This window comes from Noviherbaspirillum sp., assembly GCF_035254865.1.
Classification (GTDB): domain Bacteria; phylum Pseudomonadota; class Gammaproteobacteria; order Burkholderiales; family Burkholderiaceae_D; genus Noviherbaspirillum.
The window spans coordinates 24,512-46,444 of record NZ_DATFAF010000011.1; the positions used below are offsets into that span (position 1 = coordinate 24,512).

Below are 21,933 nucleotides of genomic sequence, written 5' to 3' on the forward strand. Positions count from 1 at the left end.
ACTGCCACCGAACCAACACACGAAAGACCTGCCCATGGCAAATGAAGCGGAGAAGATACTATCCAGGTTCCTGGCGCGGCTGCAGCGCAATGCCATCGTGCGCAAGCTGCTCGCCGTGTGCCTGCTGCTGGCGCTGCTGTGCGTGGCCGCCTATTTTGCCTACGACGTGATGCCACGCCGCTACGCGCTGACGATCAGCGGCGGCGACATTGTGAGCAACCGCCACTATCTGGCGAAGAGCCTGCAGGAAGAGGCCGCAAGCCATGGCGTATCGCTCGATGTGCACCCGATCGCCGGGTCGCAGGAGGCGCTGGCGCTGGTGGACGCGGGCAAGCTCGACCTCGCATTAATCCAGGGCGGGCTCGAAAACAATTATGCGCACGTGACGCATGTGGCCACCGTCGCGCCGGAATTGCTGCATGTGCTGGTGCGGCCGGAGATCAAGGATATCGGCGACTTGCGCGGCAAACTGGTCAATCTCGGCAGCAAGCGGGGAGGTACGCGCGTGATCACCCGGCAAGTGCTGGAATTCTCCGGCCTGAGCGAAGGCATCGACTACGTGGAATCCAACATTCCGTCGGAAGACCTGCTGACGATGCGCGCGGAGAAGCTGCCCGACGCCATCGTGATCACCTCGTTCGCCCCGTCCGACGTGGCCGACTTCCTGATCAAGCAGCGCGGCTTCAGGCTGCTCGAAATTCCGTTTCCGGCGTCGCTGGCGCTGCGTCTGGGCTGGGTCGCCGACAGTCGAATCCTGGCCTACATGTACAACGTAAGTCCGCCGGTGCCGCCGAAGGACATCAAGACCATCGGCGTCAACCTGCACCTGGTTGCCAATGACAAGGTCGATCCGCGCGCCATTTTCAAGATCCTCGACAGCCTGTTCAGCCCGGCGCTGGAAGTGCGGCTGAAAATGAAGATGGACGAAAGCCTGCTGACCGTGCCTTCCGGATTCGAACTGTCGGAAGGCACCAAGATGTTCATGGCTCGCAAGAACCCGCCCTTCTCCTCCGAAACGCTGGACCGCCTGCAAGCCTTGTTCGGCCTGTTGCTGTCGGTCGCGTCCACGGTACTGGTCGCGGTCAAGTGGTTCCTGGGCGTGCCGCCCGAGGCGGAACCGGAGAAGGATGACGAAGCCTTCCTCGGTTATATCGGCCAGGTGGCGGCCCTGGAGAAGGAATACGAGGAACTGAGCGCGCGTGGTGCCGCAACACCGGAGGCCATCAGCGACCTGCAGACACGGCTGGCCGGCATCAAGGCGCAGACCTTGTCCCGCATGGCCAATGCCAATCTCGACAACCCACAGCTTCCGCACAGCGTACTGCTGGCGATCGCTGATGCGCGCGCCACGATCGCGCGCGATCCGCTCATGACGGATGCACATGGCTGACACTACCGACACCATCGATATCCTGCTGCGCGACGAGGTTTTCAGCCGAAGCAACTACCAGAGCCTGGCACGGCTGTTGCCGCAGCTTGCGGCGCGGCGATTCGCCACCGGCGAAACCATCTATCGCGCCGGCGATGCGGCCGATCATTTCTATCTGCTGGCCGACGGCGCGGTGAAGCTGGTGTCCCCCGAGGGGCGCGAGTCGGGCTTGATGCACCGACGCTTCGGCGAAGAAGCCGCGTCCGACGCGAGCCACTACCTGACCGATGCTGTCGCGCTGGCACCGGTGCACGTCCTGAGCATTCCGCGCGGCGCGATGACGGCACTGGTGGCGGCCAATCCGGCACTCAAGACCGATTTGCTGCTCTCGCTGGCCAGCCATCTCGCGGGAGAACGACTGCAGCGCCACAGTGCGCAAGCCGCGGCCAGACCGGCAGCACGCGGATGGGCGCCAGTCGCCGGATGGCTGCTGACCCTGCTGCTGCCGCTGCTGGTGCTGTTGTATGGCGGACGCTTCGGACTGGATCGCAACGCGCTCACCTTCACCGCGATCTTTTCGGCCACGGTGTCGATGTGGGTGTTCAATCTGGTCGACGACTACATTCCGGGCCTGTTTGCACTGCTGGCCACCCTGGTGACGGGGCTGGTGCCGGCGCCGGTGATCCTGTCCGGCTTTGCGTCGGACGGATTCATGATGGCGCTCAGCACGCTGGCGCTGGGCACCGTGGTGGTCAGCTCGGGGCTGAGTTATCGCGTGATGCTGACGCTGCTGCTGCGCCTGCCCAATACCCAGTTCTGGCACTTTGCCGGACTGTTCATCACCGGCAGCTTCCTGACGCCCGTGATCCCGACCGCGAACGGCCGCGTCGCGCTGGTGGCGCCGTTTTACGCCGACATGGTGGAGAGCCTGTACCTCAAACCTCAGGGCGCGGCGGCGACACGACTGGCAATCGCCTGCTTCGGCGGCATCAGCCTGTTTTCCGCGATGGTCATCACCAGCAAGTCGGTCAACTTCGCGGTGTTCGGATTGTTGCCACCGCAAGGGCAGGATCATTTCCAGTGGCTGACCTGGCTGCTCACCGCGAGCGTGGCGGGAGCGGCGCTGCTGGCGCTCAATGCAGTAGCGGTCGCCATCTGGTTCCGCAACGGCGAAGTGCCGCAACTGCCGAAGGAGCGCGTGCAGGCGCAGCTGAAGCTGCTGGGCCCGATGAAGACGCGCGAATGGGCGGCGCTGGCCGGCGTCGGCTTCATGATCGTGGGCATCGTCACCAGTTCGATCCACAAGGTGCAGCCGCCCTGGCTCGGCTTTGCGATGCTGTTCGGGCTGCTGCTGTGCGGCGTGCTGCGCAAGCAGGAATTGAAGGAAAAGGTCGACTGGACCTTTCTGCTCTACCTGAGCGGCATCACCGGCATCGTCGCCGCGTTCGATTATCTCGGTCTCGACAAGGCGCTTGGGGCGGCGCTGCCGGGGCTGGGCGCTACCATGCGCGGCAGCTTCGGGGTGTTCGTGCTGCTGCTGTTCGGCCTGGTCAACCTGGTGCGGCTGGTGGTGCCGATCAATGCCACGGTCGTGATACTGGCGGCGATCCTCATGCCGCTGGCGGATATCGGCGGCGTCAATCCCTGGGTGGTGGGTTTCATCATCCTGCTGTTCGCCGAAACCTGGTTCTTCCCCTACCAGTGCTCCTACTACCTGCAACTGCAGGAGGCCAACCGGCAGCAAGCGATGTATGACGAACGCGCCTTCCTGCGCTTTAACGCACTGATGAATTTCGCCCGGCTGGCGGCAGTGTACGTATCGCTCCCTTACTGGAAAATGCTTGGTCTGCTATGAAGAATTTCAAGCCCGAAAACCTGCTGATCGGCTTGTTCCTGGCAGCCTCGCTGGCGCTGTTCGGATGGTTCAACATGTCCAAGCCGCGCATCCTGGTGCTGCACAGCTATGACAAGAGCTACGCGTGGACGCGCGATGTCACGGCGGGACTGGAGCGTGTACTCGACAGCAAGCATGACTATCGGTTGCGCTGGTATTACATGGATACCAAGCGCCATCCGTGGCCGGAGTACCGTACCAGCGCAGGCGTTGCCGCGCGTCGCGTGATCGAAAACATGCAACCGGATGTGATCATCGCTGTGGACGACGACGCGCAGCAATATGTGACGCGCTATTTCCTCAACGACCCGAAAATCAGGATCGTGTTCGCCGGCGTCAACAACGACACCAGCGACTACGGCTTCGACCGCGCGAACAATGTGACGGGCGTGCTGGAACGCCTGCCGCTGGGCGCGATCCGCGAGACGCTGCTCATCGCCGACAATTTCAAGGCGCTCGGCCGGCCGGTGCGGCTGGCGTACCTTGGCGACAAGTCGGAGAGCGTCAGCGGCGACGCGCGCCAGGTGAAGGGCTTTGCCTGGGCGCCGGTGCAACTCACCGACACCGCTCGCGTCGCCACTTGGCCGGAATGGCAGACGCAGGTGGAAACACTGGGCACGCGGGCCGATGTCATCCTGCTTACCGGTTATCGGCGGCTGGCGCGTTCGGCCAGCGACAAATCGCTGGTGCCGGCGCATGAAGTGGTGGAGTGGACCGAACGGCATGCACGCGTGCCGGTCATTTCCGGCAACGGTTTCTTCACCGAGGAAGGCGGCATGCTGGCGATCGGCACTTCACCCTATGAGCAAGGTGAAGTGGCGGCGACCATGGCGATACAGATTGCACTGGAAGGCAAGGCGCCGTCCGTCATTCCTGTTGCCACGTCCAGCCAGTTCATCGTGACGATGAACGGATCGAAGATGAAGGCGCGTGGTTTCGTGCTGCCAAAGGTGTATGAAGCGGCGGCGCGCACAGGTGACAAGTACATTCCCTGACGGGGCTGAAGCGGCTTGCGCGCTCGTTCCGTTGTCGCGGTTATGCGATTGCCGCATCACTTCCCCATGTATTTCTTCCGAAGCTTTTCGGTCAATCCGTCGGCGCGCACTTTCTCCAGCGCGTCGGACAACCGCCTGACAATCGCCGGATCGCTATCCTTGCGCATGCCGAAGTAGTAGGCGTGGCTGTCGTCGACCAGTATTTCCGGTACCAGCTCGGCGGGCTTGCGGCCGTACTTCTTCGCGTAGTAATACGCGGACCAGTCGAGCGCGAGGATCAGGTCGACCCGCCCCGCAAACAGCTTCTTGATGTTGCTTTCGTCATTCTGCGCACCATCCAGTTCCTTCCGGAAGCTGAACCCGTGTCGCATCAGCGTCGTGGTGGCTGCCATTTCGTAGACGGCGCCGATACGGTATTTGCGGGCATCGGCAAGGGTGGCGACGTGCACGTCCTTGCGCTGTTTCAGGCGGAACAGGAATATCTTGCGCGGGCTGATCGGTCCGATCCAGGCAAACAACGGATCGCGTTCCTCGGTCTTCACCAGGCTGTAGAGAATCGTGTCGGGACGCGCGAGCGTGGTGCGATAGGCGCGCGGCCACGGCAGCATGGTGACTGACAGATCGAAGCCCGACTCCCTGGCCATTGCCTTGAGCAACTCGGTCGAGTAGCCGGTGACGACGCCGCCTTCCTTGTAATTCAGCGGCGGCAGGTCTTCGGTCAACGCGACCAGTTCGGCCGCGCAGGCAGCACCGCTCAGCAACAGCGCGCCCAAGGCGCACGCCAGATGTCTTGTACGAAAGATCGTCGACATGTTGCCCTCCGGTGAAAGCAAACAGCGCGGGACGGTATCAATGAATCGGCTTCAATATCCTTGTCCAGTCAAATTGCGAACGGCCATACGTGTGCGAGCGACAGCAACCGCTTGCGGCTGCCGGGAACTGTGCGGGAGCGCGCATGCGTGAGCGGATTTCCGCAGCCTCTCTCTGCCAGTGTAGACCCGATTCCGTCCACCGGAAGCGGGTTTGGCGGAAAGGCCGCGGGAGAGCCTATTTCACATTGAATCTGATCTTCAGCCAGCGTGCGATGCCGATGATGATCACAATGCCGAGCAGATCGGCGAGCGCGCTCTGCTGCGTGACTTCGAAGCCCGCGAGGCCTTTCAGACCCGTGACGATCATCCAGGCGCTCAGCGCGGACAGTGCAACGCCGGTTATCGGTCCGGAATAATTTCTGGCGAATAGCGTCAGGAGATTCGGCTTCCTGGGAGTGGGCGGGATCGGATCAGATTGCTTGGTCATCGAATACTCCTTGACTGCATGGTGTGGCGAAGCGATCCATCCGGCAAGCTCGCAGCGCGTATTTGCTTGGCGAGTGGAAGTACTTGCGACAGGACGTTTTATTCCTGGCAAGCGGGATGGACCGGTTCGCAGGCTTCGCCATCGAGGCGAGTTGCGTAAAAAACATTGGTGGGGCATGGTCATCCTCGCGGCCGCGGGATGACCATGCCGCGAAGTCAGGGGCCGGCAACCGCAGCGGTCGTGGCGGTGGTCGGCGCTGCCGCGGTGATCGCAGCGGCGGCGGGCGCAGGCTGATCGGGAACGCTGGTCACGGCCGGACTTGCGGCGGTGGCCATGACCGGATTCTGCTCGTCGGTCCACACAACATGGTTATCGACCGCATACAGCTTGCACGGGACATTGCTGTGCATCTGGCAATCGGAGAGCGCCTGCTCTACCGGATCATCACCATCCTCGGCCCAGCTCCATGCACCGGTCGGCGAAACCGCGAAGGCACGCGGATAAGATTTGCCGAGAAAGACGCGATACTGCTCGCGTGCGCCGGACTTCAGGAAGGGAATCGCCTCGACATTGTCGATGGCGGCGTATTCATGCGCGGGCACCTTGATTTCGTCATCCAGCGCGAGCACCTGCTGCGTCGGCATGCCGAGTTCCTTGAGGAATTTCTCCGTCTCCGGCCACCAGATCTTGACGCCGTCGCGGCTTGCGCTCATGCCGTGCGCATCCTTCTTGAAGGGGCCATAGGCCACCAGTTTGGCTCGGCCGCCGGCCTGGTTGTAGGCGCTAAAAAGGCGCGCTGCCAGATCCGGGCCGAAGTGATGATCGTTCTCGCCATAGAACCAGATGCTCGGCAGCGTGGTTTTCGCGCCGTAGGTCGCGAATGCCTGCACCAGCGACTGCTGCCAACGGCAATCGCCGCCGTGCATCTTGAGGCCGCCCGCGAAATTGATCAGGCCGCGCACGCCGGGAAACTGGCGCGTGCCGAAAGCGAGCGCAGTCAAGCCGCCATACGACTGGCCGGCGACAACGATGTGTTCGCGGTCCACCCAGCTTTGCGCACGCAGGTATTCCAGCGTGCCCTGCAGGTCGTCGGCCTGGGTCTGGCCGTGCGCGGTCATGTCGCAACCCGGATCGATATACTCGCCGGTCGACTTCGAAAAGCCTTTGCGCATCGGAACGACGACGGCGTAACCGCGCTTGACGAATTCGCGGCTCAGCACGACGAAGCGGTCACGATGTTGTGAATGCGGATTGCCGAGCGCCTTGCCGTGATTCATGATCACCAGCGGGAACGGGCCATTGCCCGGCGGTTTGAAAATCGTGGTTTCCAGTTCGACCGTCGCGCCGCCGGAAACAACGGGGATCATGACGACTTGCTCGTTGAGAGCGGCGTCGAGCACGACGGCTTCGGCGGGAGTGGTGCTGGCCAGCAAGCTTGAAGCGAAAATCAGAATGCCCAGAACAACGGATCGGGTCCAGGTTTTCTTCGCGTGGGGTTTCTGTACAAATAAGCCTGTCATAGATCCGATACACGTCGAATGTTGAACACACCGGCCCGCTTGGCGAACCGCCGGCGTGCTGCTTCAAAATTCTTGATGCAGCACAAGTGTTGCCCATTCTAAATACCGGTTTTCCAGGACTCAATATGCGTTTATGCAACTCGGAAACATTTTTTTACGAATTTGTTGCAAGTCCGAACGTTTTATGCACGCTTGTTGCTCTAACGTTAAGCAATAGTGCTGACGCGATGTCTGGCATGCACTACACTTTATTTGCGGTAACGCGCAACCTTTGTGATGGCGAGGAGTCAATAGCTCACACCCGTTCTTAAAAGGATGTCACTATGAAAGTTGATGTGTACAAACGCCCTGACCGCGGCGGCAGGTTTTCTTATCTGGCAGTGCCCGAAGGACGACCGATACCGGAGGAGGCAACCAATACCGATTGGGAAACAGCCGAGCACAATATCGACCTCGACGAAAACAACGAGCCGGTGCATGGCCTGTCGGCGGACGACGCGCTACAGCAGATCAGCGCAAAGGGTTACGCGATATCGAGCGTGAATAACAAGATTCGGATCGGTCCGAATATTTGATGACATGCCGGCCCGCTCCAGCGGCCGGCGCAGGGCGTCTCACATGCGCACGGCACCAGTTCTGGTCGCCGTGCCAGCTTTCATCCATTGAAACGACAAGGCGGCACGCATCGCTATCACAAGCCTTCATGCGCGGCTCCCGCCGTCCACCCCTCTACCGGATCGATCTCCAAAGGCAAGCCGTAATGCGGCCTGCGCGCGGCCCATGTTGCGGCCACCGCGCACAAGACTGCGTCCAGCCAATCGGCAGTGCCATCGTCCAGCAGCGTTCGCCGCAAGGACTTCTTCAGTTGCAGGATGACGCCCAAGGGATGGGCACCCTCTTCCAATGCCTTGATGATGGCTTCTCGCGCGGCGCGACGCTCCGGCGTTTGCCTGGCTCGCTCGTCACTCTTGTAGGAAGCACGCGTGACTGCGCGTGCCACCAGACCCGGATAGCCTTCCAGCGCAATGCGTTGTGGATCACCCTCATGCAGGCCGAACACGGTCACGCCGGCGCGCAGCAAACGCCGCGTTCCTTCATGAAACATATACGCCACCGGCGGATTGACCCACTTCATTGACGGGCTGGAGCCGGCCGGCCCATCCGTCACGCGATGCGCGAACTTGTTGCCGACCGGACGCGCGTCACAGAATGCCTTGAAGACCGTCCGCAATTCCGCACGCGATATCGCGGCGCAATGCGTGACAAGCTCTGCCCAGCTCAGCGGCCAGCCAAGATGCTCCACCAGTTCGCGCGACAGGCCGAATGGGAAATCGAAAGCGCCGATCCACGGCCCCGGTTGCGCCAGCCATGCTTCATACGAGTCCCAGTCGGCATGCGCGACGATCTTGTCGATGCGCAGCACATCGCCCGCGCTGCTGCCGTGGGCGACGGCGATGGGTTTGGCGCGGCGAGGCGCGGAAGTGAAATCGACACCGATGATGTTCATGCCGACAAGTTTAACGTGCGCGCCCTGCAACTCCGTTCGGCAACTCTTTTCGTGCAGCTTTATTTTTTCAGGAATTATCTCGCGGCAAACGGATTCCAATGGTGGATACCAATAACAAGTGGAAGGTTGGTGCAGCGATGGACCGTTTGCATGAAAGCGCGGACCGCCCGAAACGCGGCGCATGGTTTCGCGTGCTGGTGGTGGTCGCGCTGCTGGCGGCATGCGCCAGCCTGCCCGATGTCCGCTATCTGCAGGAGCGCCAGCTCGGCACGCAGGATGCCACCATTGTCAGCGTGCGCGGCGAGCTGCCCGATGCGAAGAAGCAAGTGCTGCTCGACCGGATGGAGAATCGGGTCGGACATACCGACATCCTGTCGCGCCACGTCGCGGCGGAAGAAGCGATCAGCGGCACGCCGCTGGTGGCGGGCAACAAGGTCACGCTGCTGGCCGACGGACCGGTCACGATGCGCGCCATGATGGCAGCGATCCGCAATGCGCGCCATCACATCAATCTCGAAACCTACATCTTTGAAGACGATGAAGTCGGACGCGCGCTGGCCGATCTGCTGATCCGCAAGCACGCCGCCGGCGTCACCGTCAATCTGATCTACGACAGCGTCGGCGCACTCGGCACGCCGCGCGAATTCTTCGACCGCATGCGCCAAGCCGGCATCCACGTGCTCGAATACAACCCGATCAATCCGGCCAACGCCAAAGGCGACTGGGAAATCAACCAGCGCGACCATCGCAAGCTGCTGGTGGTCGACGGTCACGTCGCCTTCACCGGCGGCGTCAACATCAGCAAGGTGTACGGCAAGAGCTCGCTCATCAAAAGCAAGCGCAGCAATCCGCCACCCAAGGATGCCAAGGAAAATGCCTGGCGCGACACCCACATGCAGATCGAAGGGCCGGTGGTGGCGGATTTCCAGAAACTGTTCCTCGCCACCTGGCAGCGCGAAACCGGCGAGACCCTGCCCGACGCCATGTACTTTCCACCGTTGAAAGTCGAAGGCAAGGCACTGGTGCGCGCCATCGGCAGCACGCCGGACAAGGCGGATTACGCCATCTACAAGACCTATATTTCCGCCTTCGCGAATGCCGACAAGACGATCCACGTCACTACCGCCTATTTCGTGCCCGACCGTCAGGTGGTGCAGGCGATGACGGATGCGGCGCGGCGCGGCGTGGACGTGCGCATCATCTTCCCCAGCCTGAGCGACGTGGGCATGATCCTGCATGCCGGCCGCTCCTTCTATGAGGAACTGCTGGCCGCCGGTATTCATGTGTATGAGCGCAAGGCTTACGTGTTGCATGCAAAAACCGCGGTGATCGACGGTGTGTGGTCCACCATCGGATCGACCAATCTCGATATCCGCAGCTTCCTGCACAACGATGAAATCAATGCGGTGGTGCTGGACGTGGATTTCGCGCAACGCATGGAAAACCTGTTCGTGCGCGACTTGCAGGACTCGGTGGAAATCGATCCGGAGAAATGGCGCCATCGCGGCTTCATGCAGCGCATGCGTGAATGGGCCGCACGTGCGTTCCAGTACTGGCTGTAAGTGGCCGATACGCGTCGATCGATTCGATCAATGCTCACCGCTGTTCCTGTGGTTTTCGTTCCGCAGAGTGCCGCGACGAAAACAGATGATGCTCGCCATTGATTTATGTAAATCGTAGCGAGCAGCTATCTCAATCATTCTCAAGCTTGAACCAAATTGACACTTTCGCATCACACTGGGCAATGGATTAAGGTGTTGGTGCAAAATGAAATCGTCGATCAGTGAAGCGTTGCGCAGCCACAAGTTGCGCGCGCTGGGAATACTGTTCGCCCTGACATTGGCGACAGGTATGGCAACCACCGCGTGCGGCGGTGGAGGTGGCGGGGCAACAAGCAGCGATGCAACGAACACCAGCGCGGCAACGGCTCCGGCTCCGGCCAGCACGCAACCTGCCGCAGCAAGCGTTACGCGCGTGCTGGAGGTGCCGCAAGCACTCGCGGACGATCCCTTTGACCGCGAGCGCAAGCTCACCGTCCCGCCCGGCTTCGGCGTCCGCCTGTGGGCACGCGTACGCGGCGCGCGCTTCATGGCATCAGCGCCCAACGGCGACATCCTGGTATCAATCCCGGGTTCGGGCAAGATCGTGCTGTTGCGCGAACGCCCGAACGACGTGCCGCAGACCTTCGATTACGCCACGAGTCTGCGCAATCCGCATGGCATGGTGTTTCACCGCATCGGCGACGTCATCTATCTGTATGTCGCGGAATCGAATCGCATCACGCGTTCTGTCTATCAGACCGGCGAGACCACAAGCGGTGCGCGCGAAACCGTCGTCGCCGATCTGCCCGATGACTCCACGCCCGAACTGCAAGGCAGTTATGGGCACGAGTTGAAGAACATCGCTCTCTCGGCTGACCACAAGCTGTACGTCTCGATCGCTTCCACCTGCAACGCCTGCGTGTCGGATACCGTCAGCGACCCGGTACGCGGCGCCATCTATCAGTACAGCGCCGATGGCAAGGACCGGCGGCTTTTTGCGCGCGGACTGCGCAATGCGGAAGGACTGGACTTCATTCCCGGTACCAACACGCTGTGGGCAGCCGTCAACAATCGTGATGAAATCCGCGTCCCGCTCGATATCGACGTCAATGGCGATAAGGTCAGCGACCTTGGAGAGATAGTGCCGGCGTATGTCGATGAAAATCCGCCCGAACCCTTCACCTTCGTACGCGACGGCGGCAACTACGGCTGGCCGTTCTGCAATGCTGTCCCGAATGCGAGCATGTCGAATCTCGACGTTCTGCCGGATTTCGAACTGAACGAGGGCGGCGCCGATTTCAATTGCGCCACGGTCGACCGCGCATCCAAGGGCATACGCGCGCACTCGGCGCCGCTCGGCTTCAGCTTCCTGCAAGCGAGCAATATCCCGGCCGATTATCGCAAGGGCGCGGCGATCGCCCTGCACGGATGCTGGAACTGCACCAGCCTGCGCGCCGGCTACAAGGTCATCTATTTTCCGTTTGATGACGCGGGCAACGCGGGCGCGGAAATCGACCTGGTCACCGGCTTCGTCACCGATCCCGACAGCCGTGCAATATGGGGCAGGCCGGTCGACGTCATCCCCGATGGCAAAGGCAATCTGCTGATTTCGGATGATTACGCGGGAGCGATTTATCAGCTGTATCCGAAACCGTAATCAAAAACCAATCGTAAATCCCAACCCGATACCGGAAAAGCGCCAATCCCGGAAGTCATCCGCATGCTCCAGCAGCCACAATTGCTGATCCAGTTGCGGCGAAAGCTGGCGCGCATGGCTCAGCTGCGCCCATTCGTCGGACGAGGGCAGCTGCTCGATGATCTGGCCGCGGATTTCACCGGCCGGAAATGCGGCGCTCTGCACATTGAAGTAATAGGCCTGGCGGCGCAGTGCGCGCAATTGCGCATCGCTGATCATCGCGCCGCCGGTCCACACCGGACTGCCCGAGATTCTGGCCAGCGGAAACAGCACCGGGCCATTGACACCGAACCCGCCCTCATGGATCGCCGCGCCGCTGTCCGCACTGCCGGAAGTGACGATGCTCGCGGTCATTGCCATCGTGTCGAGGTCGACCGTGATGAGGCCCGTGCCGATCGCGTTGCTGGCCGTGCGCGGCACTTCCTCCGCGCTGCTTAAGGTCGTTGTGAATACCCGTATCCTGGGCCCGGGACTGCCACCGCAAGCGGCAAGCAAAACGGCGGCGACAACACCCAGCAGACAAGTGCGTATTGCAGACAGGCGGTCGGTGAACATGGCAGATACCTTTCGGGAAGAATGCCCGCGCACGCCCGCATTCCCCGCGGACAGTGCGCATCTTCATCATAGGTCCGCGCACCCGCTGTGCCCATGCGCAGGATCAAGCGGCCGCCGCCACCACTTCCTGCGCGACACGAAATGCATCCACCGCCAGCGGTGCGCCACAATACACCGCTGCATGCAACAGCACTTCGCGAATTTCTTCCGGCGTCGCGCCGTTGTTGAGGGCGCCGCGCACATGCCCTTTCAGCTCGTGTGCACGACCGAGCGCCGTGAGCATCGATACCGTAATCAGGCTGCGCGTCTTCAGGTCAAGACCATCGCGGCACCAGACCGTGCCCCAGGCATTGCGCGTGATGAATTCCTGCAGCGGCAGGGTGAATGCGTCGGCGTTGGCAAATGCCTTCTCGACGAATTCCTCGCCCATGACCTGTTTGCGCATCTGCAAGCCGCCTTCGAATTGTTGGTCCTTGTCATCCATGTCGCGCCTCCGAGTAATAGAGAAAGCGGCGATTATAAATTCCACAGGCCGCAGCTCGACGGCGACTAGAACATCGCCATGCAAAGAATGACAACAAGGGGTGCAGATCATTATTCGATCTGCAAGCTTGATAATGCTTTGGCAAGAATCGGCATCGATTTCGTTTCCCGGTTGCATTCTCTTACAGCTGATACAACTTCAGTGGATCTCGAATCGCGACACAGCCCCTAAGATGAGCTCGCATCATCAATTTGATAACAGTCATCGGAGAAATACCATGAAACATACAAAGTCCCTGAGCCACACTGTTGTTCTGAGCACACTTGTCACTGCTCTGCTGTCCACCGGCGCCGCCATGGCGCAGACAACCACGACAGCCGACACAACGGCGACGACAGGCACGACTGCGACAACGCCCCCGACGACCACGGATACCGCAACGGGCACCACCACGGCAACGACCACCCCGGTGGCGACGACTGGTACAACGACCACAGGCACGACCACGACAACGACGGCCGGCACGGGCACTGCAACGGGTACAACGACCACGGCAACGACTGATCCGACCACCACGACGACGGGCACGACTACCACCACGACTGCCGCAGCCGTCAAAAAAGGCGCCACGGTCTACAAGCGTGGCGCCACCCTGCCGGATGGCGTAGTAGCGAAAAAGCATGGCGCGACCGTGGTGTTGCCGGCAGCAGCGCAGGCCGGACAGGCACGGGCCGCCGAAAACCGGGTCGCTGCCGAAGAACGACATGAAGCCGCTCTGGCACTCAAGGTAGAACGGCCGGTGAAAGTGGAAAAAGTCGAGAAGGTCGAGAAAATCGAAAAGCTCGAGAAGATCGCCAAAGTGGAAAAAATTGAAAGGCCGGTAAAGATTGAACGGGTAGAGCGCCCCGAAAAGGTTGAGCGTACGCGCCGCAACTAAATATCGCCACTTCCAGCCGGGCAACATGCGTTGCCCGGTTTTTTATTGAACAAACCGATTGTTGAAAGAATGAAAAAACTGAGTCTTGTAGCAGCCGCAGTTCTCTTGTCGCAGGCAGCGCTCGCCCAAAGCAATTTCACGGTGAAGACCGGGTTCGACTACAGCACCGGCACGTATGGCACCAATACGCGCACCGAGATTTCGTCGATTCCCTTCATCGCCAACTATGAAACCGGCAACTGGGCCTTCAAGCTGACCGTGCCTTACGTGCGCATCACCGGTTCCGACAGCGTCATCGCAGGCGTCGGTGCAGTGCGACCGACCACCACCAAGGTGCGCACCTCGACCGGCTTCGGCGACATCACCACCGCCGCCACGTACTCCTTCGTGATCGATCCGACATCGCAGTTCGGCGTCGACGTCACCGGGAAGATCAAGTTCGGCACCGCCGACAGCGCCAAGGGCCTGGGCACGGGTGAAAACGACGCCTGGGTGCTGGTCGACCCTTACCGGAAATTCGGGAACGTGACTTACTTCGGCGGCGTGGGCTACGGGATGCTCGGCAGCTCAAGCACCCTGCCGCTCAAGGATGTCGTCAGCGCCAATGCGGGCCTCTCCTACAAGCTGGATGAGCAGGCCAGCACCGGCGCGGTCTTCGACTATCGAAGCAAGTCCACCGATGCCGGCTTCGACCAGCGCGAACTCACCGCCTTCTATTCGCGCAAGCTCGGCGGCGGCTACAAGATGCAAGCCTACGCGACCAAGGGCTTTTCCGACGGCAGCCCGGATTGGGGTGCCGGTCTGAACGTAGGCTACAACTACTAAGGTCCCCGCGCCCGTACCAGGGCCTGCTCCCCGCGCATTGCCAAGGTAGTTGCCCTGGCAATGAATTTGCCTGATGACATCGAATGGATGTCATCAGGCATTGGTTTCTTGCTCGCTTTGCATTTTCTCTGTCAGGCAAATGAAAGACAGGCCCGGATAAGATGCCTTTCCCGAACAAGAAAGCCTGCCCGATGAAAGATATTTTCCTGGAAGGACGCGGCAGCCCGGTGCTGCTGTTGCATGGCCTGCGCGGCAACCCCATGGAGCTGCAACTGCTTGCGCAACGTTTGCATGCTGCCGGGCACACTGTCAGCGTTCCATTCCTGCCGGGATATGGCCAAAGCGACAGCGACCGCACGCCGCTTGCCGGCAGCGAGCAATGGACGGACATGGCGCAGGAACGGCTGGCGTTGCTCGCGAAGAGCTACGGTCCGGTCGCTGCGGGCGGCATCTGCATCGGAGCGGATCTCGCACTGCGTCTGGCGCACCGTGCAGGCGATTCAGTGAGCGCCCTGCTGCTCATTTCCACGACGCTCTTTTATGACGGCTGGAACCTGCCTTCGTATCGGTGGCTTCTTCCCGTCGCAGGATGCACGCCGCTCAAGCACTGCTATTCCTTGCGGGAAAAGGATCCCTACGGCGTCAAGAATGTACGCATCCGCGCATGGATTGCGCGCCAGATGGAAATCACCGGCAACTCCGTCGCAGGCGCGCGCGACCTGCCCTTGACCGCGATCTACGAAGCGTACCGTCTGATGCGGCGGGTGCGGAACAGCCTTCCCGACATCAGCCAGCCCACGCTCATCCTGCACGCGGCGGAAGATGAAGTCGCCAGCCTGCGCTCGCCCGCCCTGCTTGCGGCGCGGCTTGGTTCGTCGATGATCAGGAAGATCATATTCGACAACAGTTACCACATGCTTACCCTCGACAACGATCGCGACGCCGTGGCGCGCGCGAGCGTCAGCTTCCTTCGCGAACTGACGGAGGAATCCGTTTTCAACACCAGGCATTTCGCCTGACCCGCCCCTGAAAGAGAGACCGAACATGGACACACGAACAATCCTCGCCGAACTCGCCATCAAGGAATTCGGCTGCGATCCAGACAAGATCGCGCCCGCGGCATCGATTGCCGAGCTCGGGATCGACTCGATCGGCTTGCTGGAATTCATCTTCCGCATCGAAGACATCTTCGGCATCGAGGTCGACAACGCACAGGCTGCGAACCTGAAGAGCCTGTCGGATATCGCTGCCCTGGTTGACCAGCTTCGCGCATCCACAGTGCAATGAACAAGCCCGAGCGCGTTTTTATAACAGGTATCGGAGCCGTATCGTCCCTCGGGCTCGGTGTCGAACCTCTGTTCGCCGGCGCCCTGGCCGGGACATCCGGCGTTCGCCCGTGGCCTGCGGCAGAAGGCCGTTGGGTTGCGGCGACCATACCGGACGAGATGGCGCTTCGCTCCATGCCCGGACTACCGACCAACGTTGACCGGCATGTCACGCTTGCCTCGCTGGCCGTGCGCGAAGCCATGTCGGATGCCCGGCTGGCGGAATTTTCTCCGGCACAGAGCGAACGCTCGGGCGTGTATTGGGGAACGGGCGTGGGCAGCGCGGCGACCACGGAGAACAGCTATGCACGCCTGCATGCCGGGCAGCGGATCGGCCCCATGACCGTGCTGCTGGCAATGCAGAATGCGGCCCTGGCCCAGATCGCTCTCGAATTCGGACTGCGCGGTCCGCAGCTTTCCGTTTCGCAGGCATGCGCGTCGGCGGCTGCGGCCATCGGCGAGGCCATGCTCGCGCTACGATGGGGCCGCGCCGACCGCATCGTTGTCGGCGGGTCGGAGGCACCCGTCGTGCAAGGTCAGATGCAGGCATGGGAGGCATTGCGGGTGCTCGCCCGCCGGGATGAAGGCGCGCCGAAGAAGAGTTGCAGACCTTTCGACCGCAGGCGAAGCGGCCTGGTGCTGGGGGAAGGTGCCTCGGCATTCGTGCTTGAACGCGAAAGCGTAGCGCTGGAGCGCGGCGCGCGGGTGCATGCCGAATTGTGCGGCTACGGCAATGCCGGAGACGCCAGCAATTACGCGCGGCCCGATGCGGACGGCCAGCGGCGGGCGATGAGTCTGGCAGTGCGGGATGCCGGTCTGGCGCCGGCGGAGATCGGCTATATCAATGCCCATGCAACCGCTACAACGATCGGGGACCAGACGGAAGCCGCCGCGATCCGCGACTTCTTTTCGGGCTCGGGTGCGTTGCCTGCGGTATCATCCACGAAAGGCGTGCACGGACATACGCTGGGCGCGGCCGGCGCACTGGAACTGGCGATTACCGTGCTTGCGCTCGAACATGGCCGGCTTCCGCCCACCGCACATCTCGAGGAACCAGACGTGGATGGCATCAATCTCCTATTCGGTGAGGCAAGGCATATGCAGATCGAAGCAGCATTGTCGAATACCTTTGCCTTCGGCGGCAGCAATGTGTCGCTTGCCATCAAGCGTTACGGCCCCGGCTGAACATGCGCATTCTGCTCATTGAAGACGACGTCATGGTGGCCTCCGGCATACGCGAGGCGCTGGAAAAGTCGGGTAACGCCGTGGACCACAGTCTCTCGGCCGAGCCGGTCGAGCACGCGATGGAGCTGACGCAGTACGATCTTGCGATCGTCGATATCGGCTTGCCCGGCATGAGCGGCCATGAATTCATCCGGCGCATCCGTGCCCGCAACATTGCCGTCCCTGTCCTCATACTCACCGCACGCGACGGCATCGATGATCGCGTGAGAGGGCTGGATCTGGGCGCGGACGACTACATGGTCAAACCCTTCCACCTGACCGAACTGCAGGCACGCATGCGCGCGCTGATACGGCGCAGCCGCTCCGTTGCCTCATCCGAACTGAGCGTGGGTCCCCTGAGCCTGGACCTCGCCCGCCGCACCGCAACCCTGAGAAACCAACCGATCGAGCTGACAGGCCGCGAGTGGGACATCCTCCAGCAGTTGATGCTGGCCAGCCCGAACGTCGTCTCCAAGAAAAAACTGGTGGAGAGCCTGAGCGAGTGGGACAACGAGCTGACCATGAACGCCATTGAAATCTACATATGCCGCCTGCGCACCAAGCTTCGCGACAGCGGAGTCGAAGTCCGCACCTTGCGCGGAATAGGTTACCGCGTCGATGAGACCGACCCGTCCTGAACCGGCGCGCCAGACGCTGCGCCGACGCCTGCTCCTGTCCCTGCTGTTGCCGCTGGCGGCCTTGCTCCTGCTGGGCATGCCCTTTGACTACCGGCTCGCGGTCAGCCCCGCTGAAGAAGCCTACGACTATGCACTGACGGAGAGTGCCTTTGAACTCGCTGCACGTGTCGTCGTTCGCGACGGCGCATTGATTGTCGATCTTCCGCGCGACATTGAGTCGCTCATGCGCGCCGACCGCACCGACCAGGAATTTCTGGCGGTCTACGATCCGCATGGCCGCCTCCTTGCAGGAGATGCCGACCTGACCCCGGATCTCGTGTTGCCCGAGAGCGGCCTGCTTATTTCCGACGCCGTGCTTCGCGGATTCAAGATCCGGAAAGCGACCTACAAGAAGGCGACCAGCCTCGGCGATGTCACCGTGGTGTTCGCAGAGACCGTCAGGAAACGCGACCGCGCCCGCTCCAGGATACTGGCAACGATGGTCCTGCCCAATGTCCTGCTCGTCCTTGCCACCCTCGTGCTGGTCTACTTCGGCGTGCGGCGAGGCCTGGCCCCCTTGAATCGTCTCGGGCACGAAATCGCCAATCGCCCCGCGCACGATACCAGCCCGATACCGAAACGCGACACGCCGGGAGAGGCAGAACCACTCATCAACGCGATGAACGTCCTGATCGCGGAGCTGCGGGCCGCGGCCGCCGCGCAGCAGGTATTTCTTGCCAATGCCGCGCACCAGTTGAAGACGCCGCTAGCGGGCTTGCAGACCCAGCTTGAACTCGCCGCCCAGGAACTCCCCGAAGAATACAGCAGCCGCGTGGTTCGCTTGCGCGACGCCACCCAGCGACTTGGCCACCTGACGCATCAATTGCTGGCATTGGCGCGCTCCGGATCCGAGGCCAACATCGGCAACGAGCACAGGAAGATCGATCTTGCGGAACTGTTGCGCGCCAGTGCATCGTCCTGGTTCGATGCAGCCCTGGCAAAGGACATCGACCTGGGATTCGAAGCGGAGCCGGCCCTGATTGAAGGCTCGGAATGGTTGCTCAGGGAATTGCTGGCCAACCTGATCAACAATGCGATCCAGTACACCCCGCGCGGAGGAACCGTGACAGCCCGCAGCGGCATCGGTGAAGACGGCCGGCCGTTCATGGAAGTGGAAGACAACGGTCCCGGCATTCCGGAAAGCGCGCATGCCCGCATCTTCGACCGCTTTTACCGGCTTGCGGACGGATCGCCCACAGGGACCGGCCTGGGCCTGGCGATTGTCAAGGAAGTGGCCGACCGTCATGATGCGACGATCAGCCTGCGGAGCTCCTCGCGAGATGGCGGGACCTGCATCAGGGTGAGTTTTGTGCCGACGTAGGGAGGATTGGTTCGCCTTGCATCGTTCACGCACGCCGTCATCAAGAGCCGGAACAGCATGATCCTCAAGTCGTATCGTCCGCCTCCGAGCCGGCGCGCCGACGCGTGCGATACGCGTGCTCGCGCTGCCTGATCGCCCATTCCTTGTCCGCTTCGCTCGGCATCACTACCGGCACCTGCAGGCAGACGCTTTGCGTCGGCAGCACCTGCTTCCATGCCGCGATCAGCTTGCGATAGGCTTCGCCGACCGGGCGGATATTGCGATCGAGGTCGTACAGGCCGAGCGCATTGACGGTTCCCCGGTTTTCACGCAGGGCACTGTCCCAATCCACCTGATCCGTCAGCGAATACCAGGTGAAGCCGACAATCGGCACGCCGTCGTTGCGCACGCGCAGCACATTGGCCCATTCCTTGCGCAGCCAGCACACCGCCTCGTCGCCTTTCGGCCCCTGGCACAGATTGGTCTCGGTATGCATGACCGGAAGGCGGAAGCGGTCGTAGTACTGATTGGTGATCATCGCATACCCGAAGATTTCTCCCGACGCCTGCATGCTGCCATCATCGTGCACCAGGTGTTCGTTGGTCACGTAATAGTCGTTGCCCATGATGCAGTGATGCTTGAGATTGTTATGCATGAAGAAGCGGTACTCGCCGATGCAGTGATGCTTGAGATTGTTATGCATGAAGAAGCGGTACTCGCCGCGCGTCATGCCATTGTCCATCAGGTACTCATACATCTCGGAGTCGACCCGCTTGCCGTAGTTCAGGTCGAGCGACAGGAAGCGGCGCGCGTTGGCCAGTTCGGCCGGGCGTATCGCATCCGGGCTCTCCGCGTGAAAATACTCGGTCGATTCGCTCTGGATGAACAGCGCATCTGGACGCACCTTGAGGATGGCCCACATGGCCAGCACATTGGCCTTGACCAGGTTCTTCAGCGCGGTGACGAAGGCGCGGTCGCTGCGCTGCTGCTCATTCCACCAGCCGTACAGTCCGGAGAACACCGCGCAAATGAACATTTCGTTGACCGGCGTGTACAACTGCACCCAGGGGAAGCGCTCGGCGAAGGTTTTCGCATAGCAGGCGAACAGTGCCGGAAAGTCGGGATTCTGGAAATTGCCTATCCAGTCCGGCACGCCGAAATGGCACAGGTCGACGATGGGCACGATGTCGCGCCGCTGCAGGTCGCTAAAGGTTTCGCCGGCAAAGGACCAGTCATAGCGATCCGCGCCCACCATGCAGCGATGCAGAGGCGGACCGTAGCGCAGGAAACCGATACCGAGTTCCTGCACCCGGTCGAAGTCGGTGCGCCAATGCGTGTAATGTCCGCATTTCTCCAGCTCATCCATGCGCAGCGTTCCACCGTTGATGGTGGGAATGCTGTTCTCAATGCCGGTGGCAAAAATGAATCCGGGCGACATCGCGGCATCCTTTCACGACTGCAAAGATGTCAGGTTGACCCTGCCCGGCGGACAAAGTTCTACTCCGCAACCATGGCCATTTCCGCGCGGCGCCCGTTGACTGCGGCGACGAAGCAAGTGAGCGAGACGAGGGAGACCGCAAGCAGGATGCCGAGCAGCCATGCCGGAGAGGAATTGAATTCGATAAACGCGGCGGCCACGATCGGACCGGCCGCCTTGGCAATCATGGACGGCCCGGCCAGCGCGCCGGAAATCGCGCCGTAGTTCTCGCGTCCGAACAAGGCTTGCGGCACGGTGCCGCGCACGATCGTCAGCACGCCATTGCTGCCGCCGTACAGGATGCAGAATGCCGCCACCGCATACTGGTGCTGGCCGAGGAAGAGCAGCACCAGCAAGCCGGCAGGCAGGATGGCGAAGGTCAGCTTGCCGACCGTTTGCGGCCGCACATGCCGCTCGAAGGCCATTTCGCCGATGCGTCCCACCACCTGCATCGGCCCGATCAGTGTCGACATCAGCACGGCCGTGCCGGCGCTGTGTCCAAAGCGCTGCAGCAGCGGAATCAGGTGCGCCGCAAGCACCGAAAAGATGAACATGTTGGCCGAAAATGCAAAGGCCAGCTTCCAGAAGGTCGGATCGCGCAACGCTTCATGCAGGGTGTAGTTGCGCACCGCATGCGCGCCTGGCGGCGGAAGACGGCGCGGGCCGGTTTGCAGCAAGGCGTGCAGCGGCGCGCACAGCGCCAGGTGCACGATGCCGTAGACCAGGAAGGTATCGCGCCAGCCGAGCATGCCGTTGAGCTTCAGCGTCAGCGGCCATGCCACGGTGCTGGCTAAACCGCCGAACAGGGTCAGCACCGAAATGCCCTTGCGCGGGCTGTGCAGGAATTCGCGATTGATGGTGGCAAACGCCGCTTCGTACAAGACCATCGCCATGGCCACGCCGATCACGCTCCACGCGGCGTAATACAGCAGCACCGAATGCGAAAGCGCGACACCGATCATGCCGATACCGGCCAGCACCGAACCGATGCCCATCACCGCGCGACCGCCGATGCGATCGATCAGCATGCCGGCCGGCGTGGCGGCCAGGCCCGAGATCAGCAAGCCCCAGGAATAGGCGCCGAACACCAGTTCGGTGCGCCAGCCGAACTCCTGCTGGATGTCGTGCGCCACGATGGCGAACGCGTAGTACATCGAGCCCCAGGACACGATCTGCGTGAAGGCCAGAATGCGGATTATCTTCCAGGGATCTCTGCTGTTGCTCATGCGTGCTTCTCAATCGGGCGTCAATGGCGCCGCGCGATAAAGGGAACTCCGGCCCTGCGGAGGAGGTAGTCGTGAATTCATG

The 21,933-nt window shown here is 61.6% G+C and carries 21 protein-coding genes; 13 read left to right on the top strand and 8 right to left on the bottom strand.

What is annotated here, in order from left to right:
- Positions 1-34 precede the first annotated feature (34 nt).
- From VJ651_RS03150 to VJ651_RS03160, 3 genes are read left to right on the top strand one after another with little or no spacing between them, the layout of a single operon-like run.
- On the top strand, positions 35-1,390 hold the full coding sequence (locus VJ651_RS03150; RefSeq protein WP_324106028.1) for a TAXI family TRAP transporter solute-binding subunit: 1,356 nt from the start codon (positions 35-37) through the stop codon (positions 1,388-1,390).
- Positions 1,383-3,224: an SLC13 family permease gene (locus VJ651_RS03155; protein ID WP_324106029.1), complete on the top strand. Its 1,842-nt coding sequence runs from the start codon at positions 1,383-1,385 to the stop codon at positions 3,222-3,224. The genes VJ651_RS03150 and VJ651_RS03155 overlap by 8 nt, the downstream gene beginning before the upstream one ends.
- Positions 3,221-4,258 carry an ABC transporter substrate-binding protein gene (locus VJ651_RS03160; RefSeq protein WP_324106030.1) on the top strand — a complete coding sequence of 346 codons (1,038 nt, stop codon included), beginning with the start codon at positions 3,221-3,223 and terminating at the stop codon, positions 4,256-4,258. Before VJ651_RS03155 ends, VJ651_RS03160 begins: the two co-directional genes overlap by 4 nt.
- Positions 4,259-4,314: 56 nt before the next feature.
- Here the strand turns inward: VJ651_RS03160 and VJ651_RS03165 are convergent, their stop codons facing one another.
- From VJ651_RS03165 to VJ651_RS03175, 3 genes are all read right to left on the bottom strand, one after another.
- Positions 4,315-5,070: a substrate-binding periplasmic protein gene (locus VJ651_RS03165; protein ID WP_324106031.1), complete on the bottom strand. Its 756-nt coding sequence runs from the start codon at positions 5,068-5,070 to the stop codon at positions 4,315-4,317.
- Positions 5,071-5,305: 235 nt separating this feature from the next.
- Positions 5,306-5,557 carry a hypothetical protein gene (locus tag VJ651_RS03170; protein WP_324106032.1) on the bottom strand — a complete coding sequence of 84 codons (252 nt, stop codon included), beginning with the start codon at positions 5,555-5,557 and terminating at the stop codon, positions 5,306-5,308.
- A 215-nt stretch (positions 5,558-5,772) separates the two neighbouring features.
- Positions 5,773-7,077 carry a dienelactone hydrolase family protein gene (locus VJ651_RS03175; RefSeq protein ID WP_324106033.1) on the bottom strand — a complete coding sequence of 435 codons (1,305 nt, stop codon included), beginning with the start codon at positions 7,075-7,077 and terminating at the stop codon, positions 5,773-5,775.
- A 323-nt stretch (positions 7,078-7,400) separates the two neighbouring features.
- Between VJ651_RS03175 and VJ651_RS03180 the strand changes: the two genes are divergently transcribed.
- Positions 7,401-7,652 carry a DUF6139 family protein gene (locus VJ651_RS03180; RefSeq protein ID WP_324106034.1) on the top strand — a complete coding sequence of 84 codons (252 nt, stop codon included), beginning with the start codon at positions 7,401-7,403 and terminating at the stop codon, positions 7,650-7,652.
- Positions 7,653-7,768: 116 nt separating this feature from the next.
- Here the strand turns inward: VJ651_RS03180 and VJ651_RS03185 are convergent, their stop codons facing one another.
- Positions 7,769-8,584 (bottom strand): DUF429 domain-containing protein, encoded by an 816-nt coding sequence (locus VJ651_RS03185; protein WP_324106035.1) that lies wholly within the window; start codon positions 8,582-8,584, stop codon positions 7,769-7,771.
- A 98-nt stretch (positions 8,585-8,682) separates the two neighbouring features.
- Between VJ651_RS03185 and cls the strand changes: the two genes are divergently transcribed.
- Complete coding sequence (gene cls / locus VJ651_RS03190; RefSeq protein WP_324106036.1) at positions 8,683-10,146, top strand: cardiolipin synthase; 1,464 nt, start codon at positions 8,683-8,685, stop codon at positions 10,144-10,146.
- A gap of 205 nt (positions 10,147-10,351) precedes the next feature.
- Positions 10,352-11,782: a sugar dehydrogenase gene (locus VJ651_RS03195; RefSeq protein WP_324106037.1), complete on the top strand. Its 1,431-nt coding sequence runs from the start codon at positions 10,352-10,354 to the stop codon at positions 11,780-11,782.
- Here VJ651_RS03195 and VJ651_RS03200 read toward each other — a convergent pair whose 3' ends face one another.
- Together VJ651_RS03200 and pcaC are read right to left on the bottom strand one after the other, a co-directional pair.
- Positions 11,783-12,376 carry a CHRD domain-containing protein gene (locus VJ651_RS03200; protein WP_324106038.1) on the bottom strand — a complete coding sequence of 198 codons (594 nt, stop codon included), beginning with the start codon at positions 12,374-12,376 and terminating at the stop codon, positions 11,783-11,785. It lies immediately after the preceding gene.
- Positions 12,377-12,479: 103 nt separating this feature from the next.
- Positions 12,480-12,860, bottom strand: a complete 381-nt coding sequence (gene pcaC / locus VJ651_RS03205; RefSeq protein ID WP_324106039.1) for a 4-carboxymuconolactone decarboxylase — start codon at positions 12,858-12,860, stop codon at positions 12,480-12,482.
- 277 nt (positions 12,861-13,137) lie between these two features.
- Here pcaC and VJ651_RS03210 point away from each other — a divergent pair, with 277 nt between their 5' ends.
- The 7 genes from VJ651_RS03210 (at position 13,138) to VJ651_RS03240 (ending at position 19,169) form a co-directional block, all read left to right on the top strand.
- Positions 13,138-13,797: a hypothetical protein gene (locus VJ651_RS03210; protein ID WP_324106040.1), complete on the top strand. Its 660-nt coding sequence runs from the start codon at positions 13,138-13,140 to the stop codon at positions 13,795-13,797.
- Between the two features lie 69 nt (positions 13,798-13,866).
- Positions 13,867-14,622, top strand: coding sequence for a hypothetical protein (locus tag VJ651_RS03215; RefSeq protein WP_324106041.1), 756 nt, complete (start codon positions 13,867-13,869; stop codon positions 14,620-14,622).
- 191 nt (positions 14,623-14,813) lie between these two features.
- Positions 14,814-15,641, top strand: coding sequence for an alpha/beta hydrolase (locus VJ651_RS03220; RefSeq protein WP_324106042.1), 828 nt, complete (start codon positions 14,814-14,816; stop codon positions 15,639-15,641).
- Between the two features lie 25 nt (positions 15,642-15,666).
- Positions 15,667-15,909 carry an acyl carrier protein gene (locus VJ651_RS03225; RefSeq protein ID WP_324106043.1) on the top strand — a complete coding sequence of 81 codons (243 nt, stop codon included), beginning with the start codon at positions 15,667-15,669 and terminating at the stop codon, positions 15,907-15,909.
- Positions 15,906-17,132: a beta-ketoacyl-[acyl-carrier-protein] synthase family protein gene (locus VJ651_RS03230; RefSeq protein ID WP_324106044.1), complete on the top strand. Its 1,227-nt coding sequence runs from the start codon at positions 15,906-15,908 to the stop codon at positions 17,130-17,132. The genes VJ651_RS03225 and VJ651_RS03230 overlap by 4 nt, the downstream gene beginning before the upstream one ends.
- 2 nt (positions 17,133-17,134) lie before the next feature.
- A complete protein-coding gene (locus VJ651_RS03235; RefSeq protein ID WP_324106045.1) occupies positions 17,135-17,809 on the top strand; it encodes a response regulator in 675 nt (224 codons plus the stop codon).
- Positions 17,790-19,169, top strand: coding sequence for a sensor histidine kinase (locus tag VJ651_RS03240; RefSeq protein ID WP_324106046.1), 1,380 nt, complete (start codon positions 17,790-17,792; stop codon positions 19,167-19,169). The genes VJ651_RS03235 and VJ651_RS03240 overlap by 20 nt, the downstream gene beginning before the upstream one ends.
- A gap of 64 nt (positions 19,170-19,233) precedes the next feature.
- Here VJ651_RS03240 and VJ651_RS03245 read toward each other — a convergent pair whose 3' ends face one another.
- Together VJ651_RS03245 and VJ651_RS03250 are read right to left on the bottom strand one after the other, a co-directional pair.
- A complete protein-coding gene (locus VJ651_RS03245; protein ID WP_324106047.1) occupies positions 19,234-20,586 on the bottom strand; it encodes a family 1 glycosylhydrolase in 1,353 nt (450 codons plus the stop codon).
- A gap of 59 nt (positions 20,587-20,645) precedes the next feature.
- Positions 20,646-21,851, bottom strand: a complete 1,206-nt coding sequence (locus VJ651_RS03250; protein ID WP_324106048.1) for an MFS transporter — start codon at positions 21,849-21,851, stop codon at positions 20,646-20,648.
- Positions 21,852-21,933: the final 82 nt, after the last annotated feature.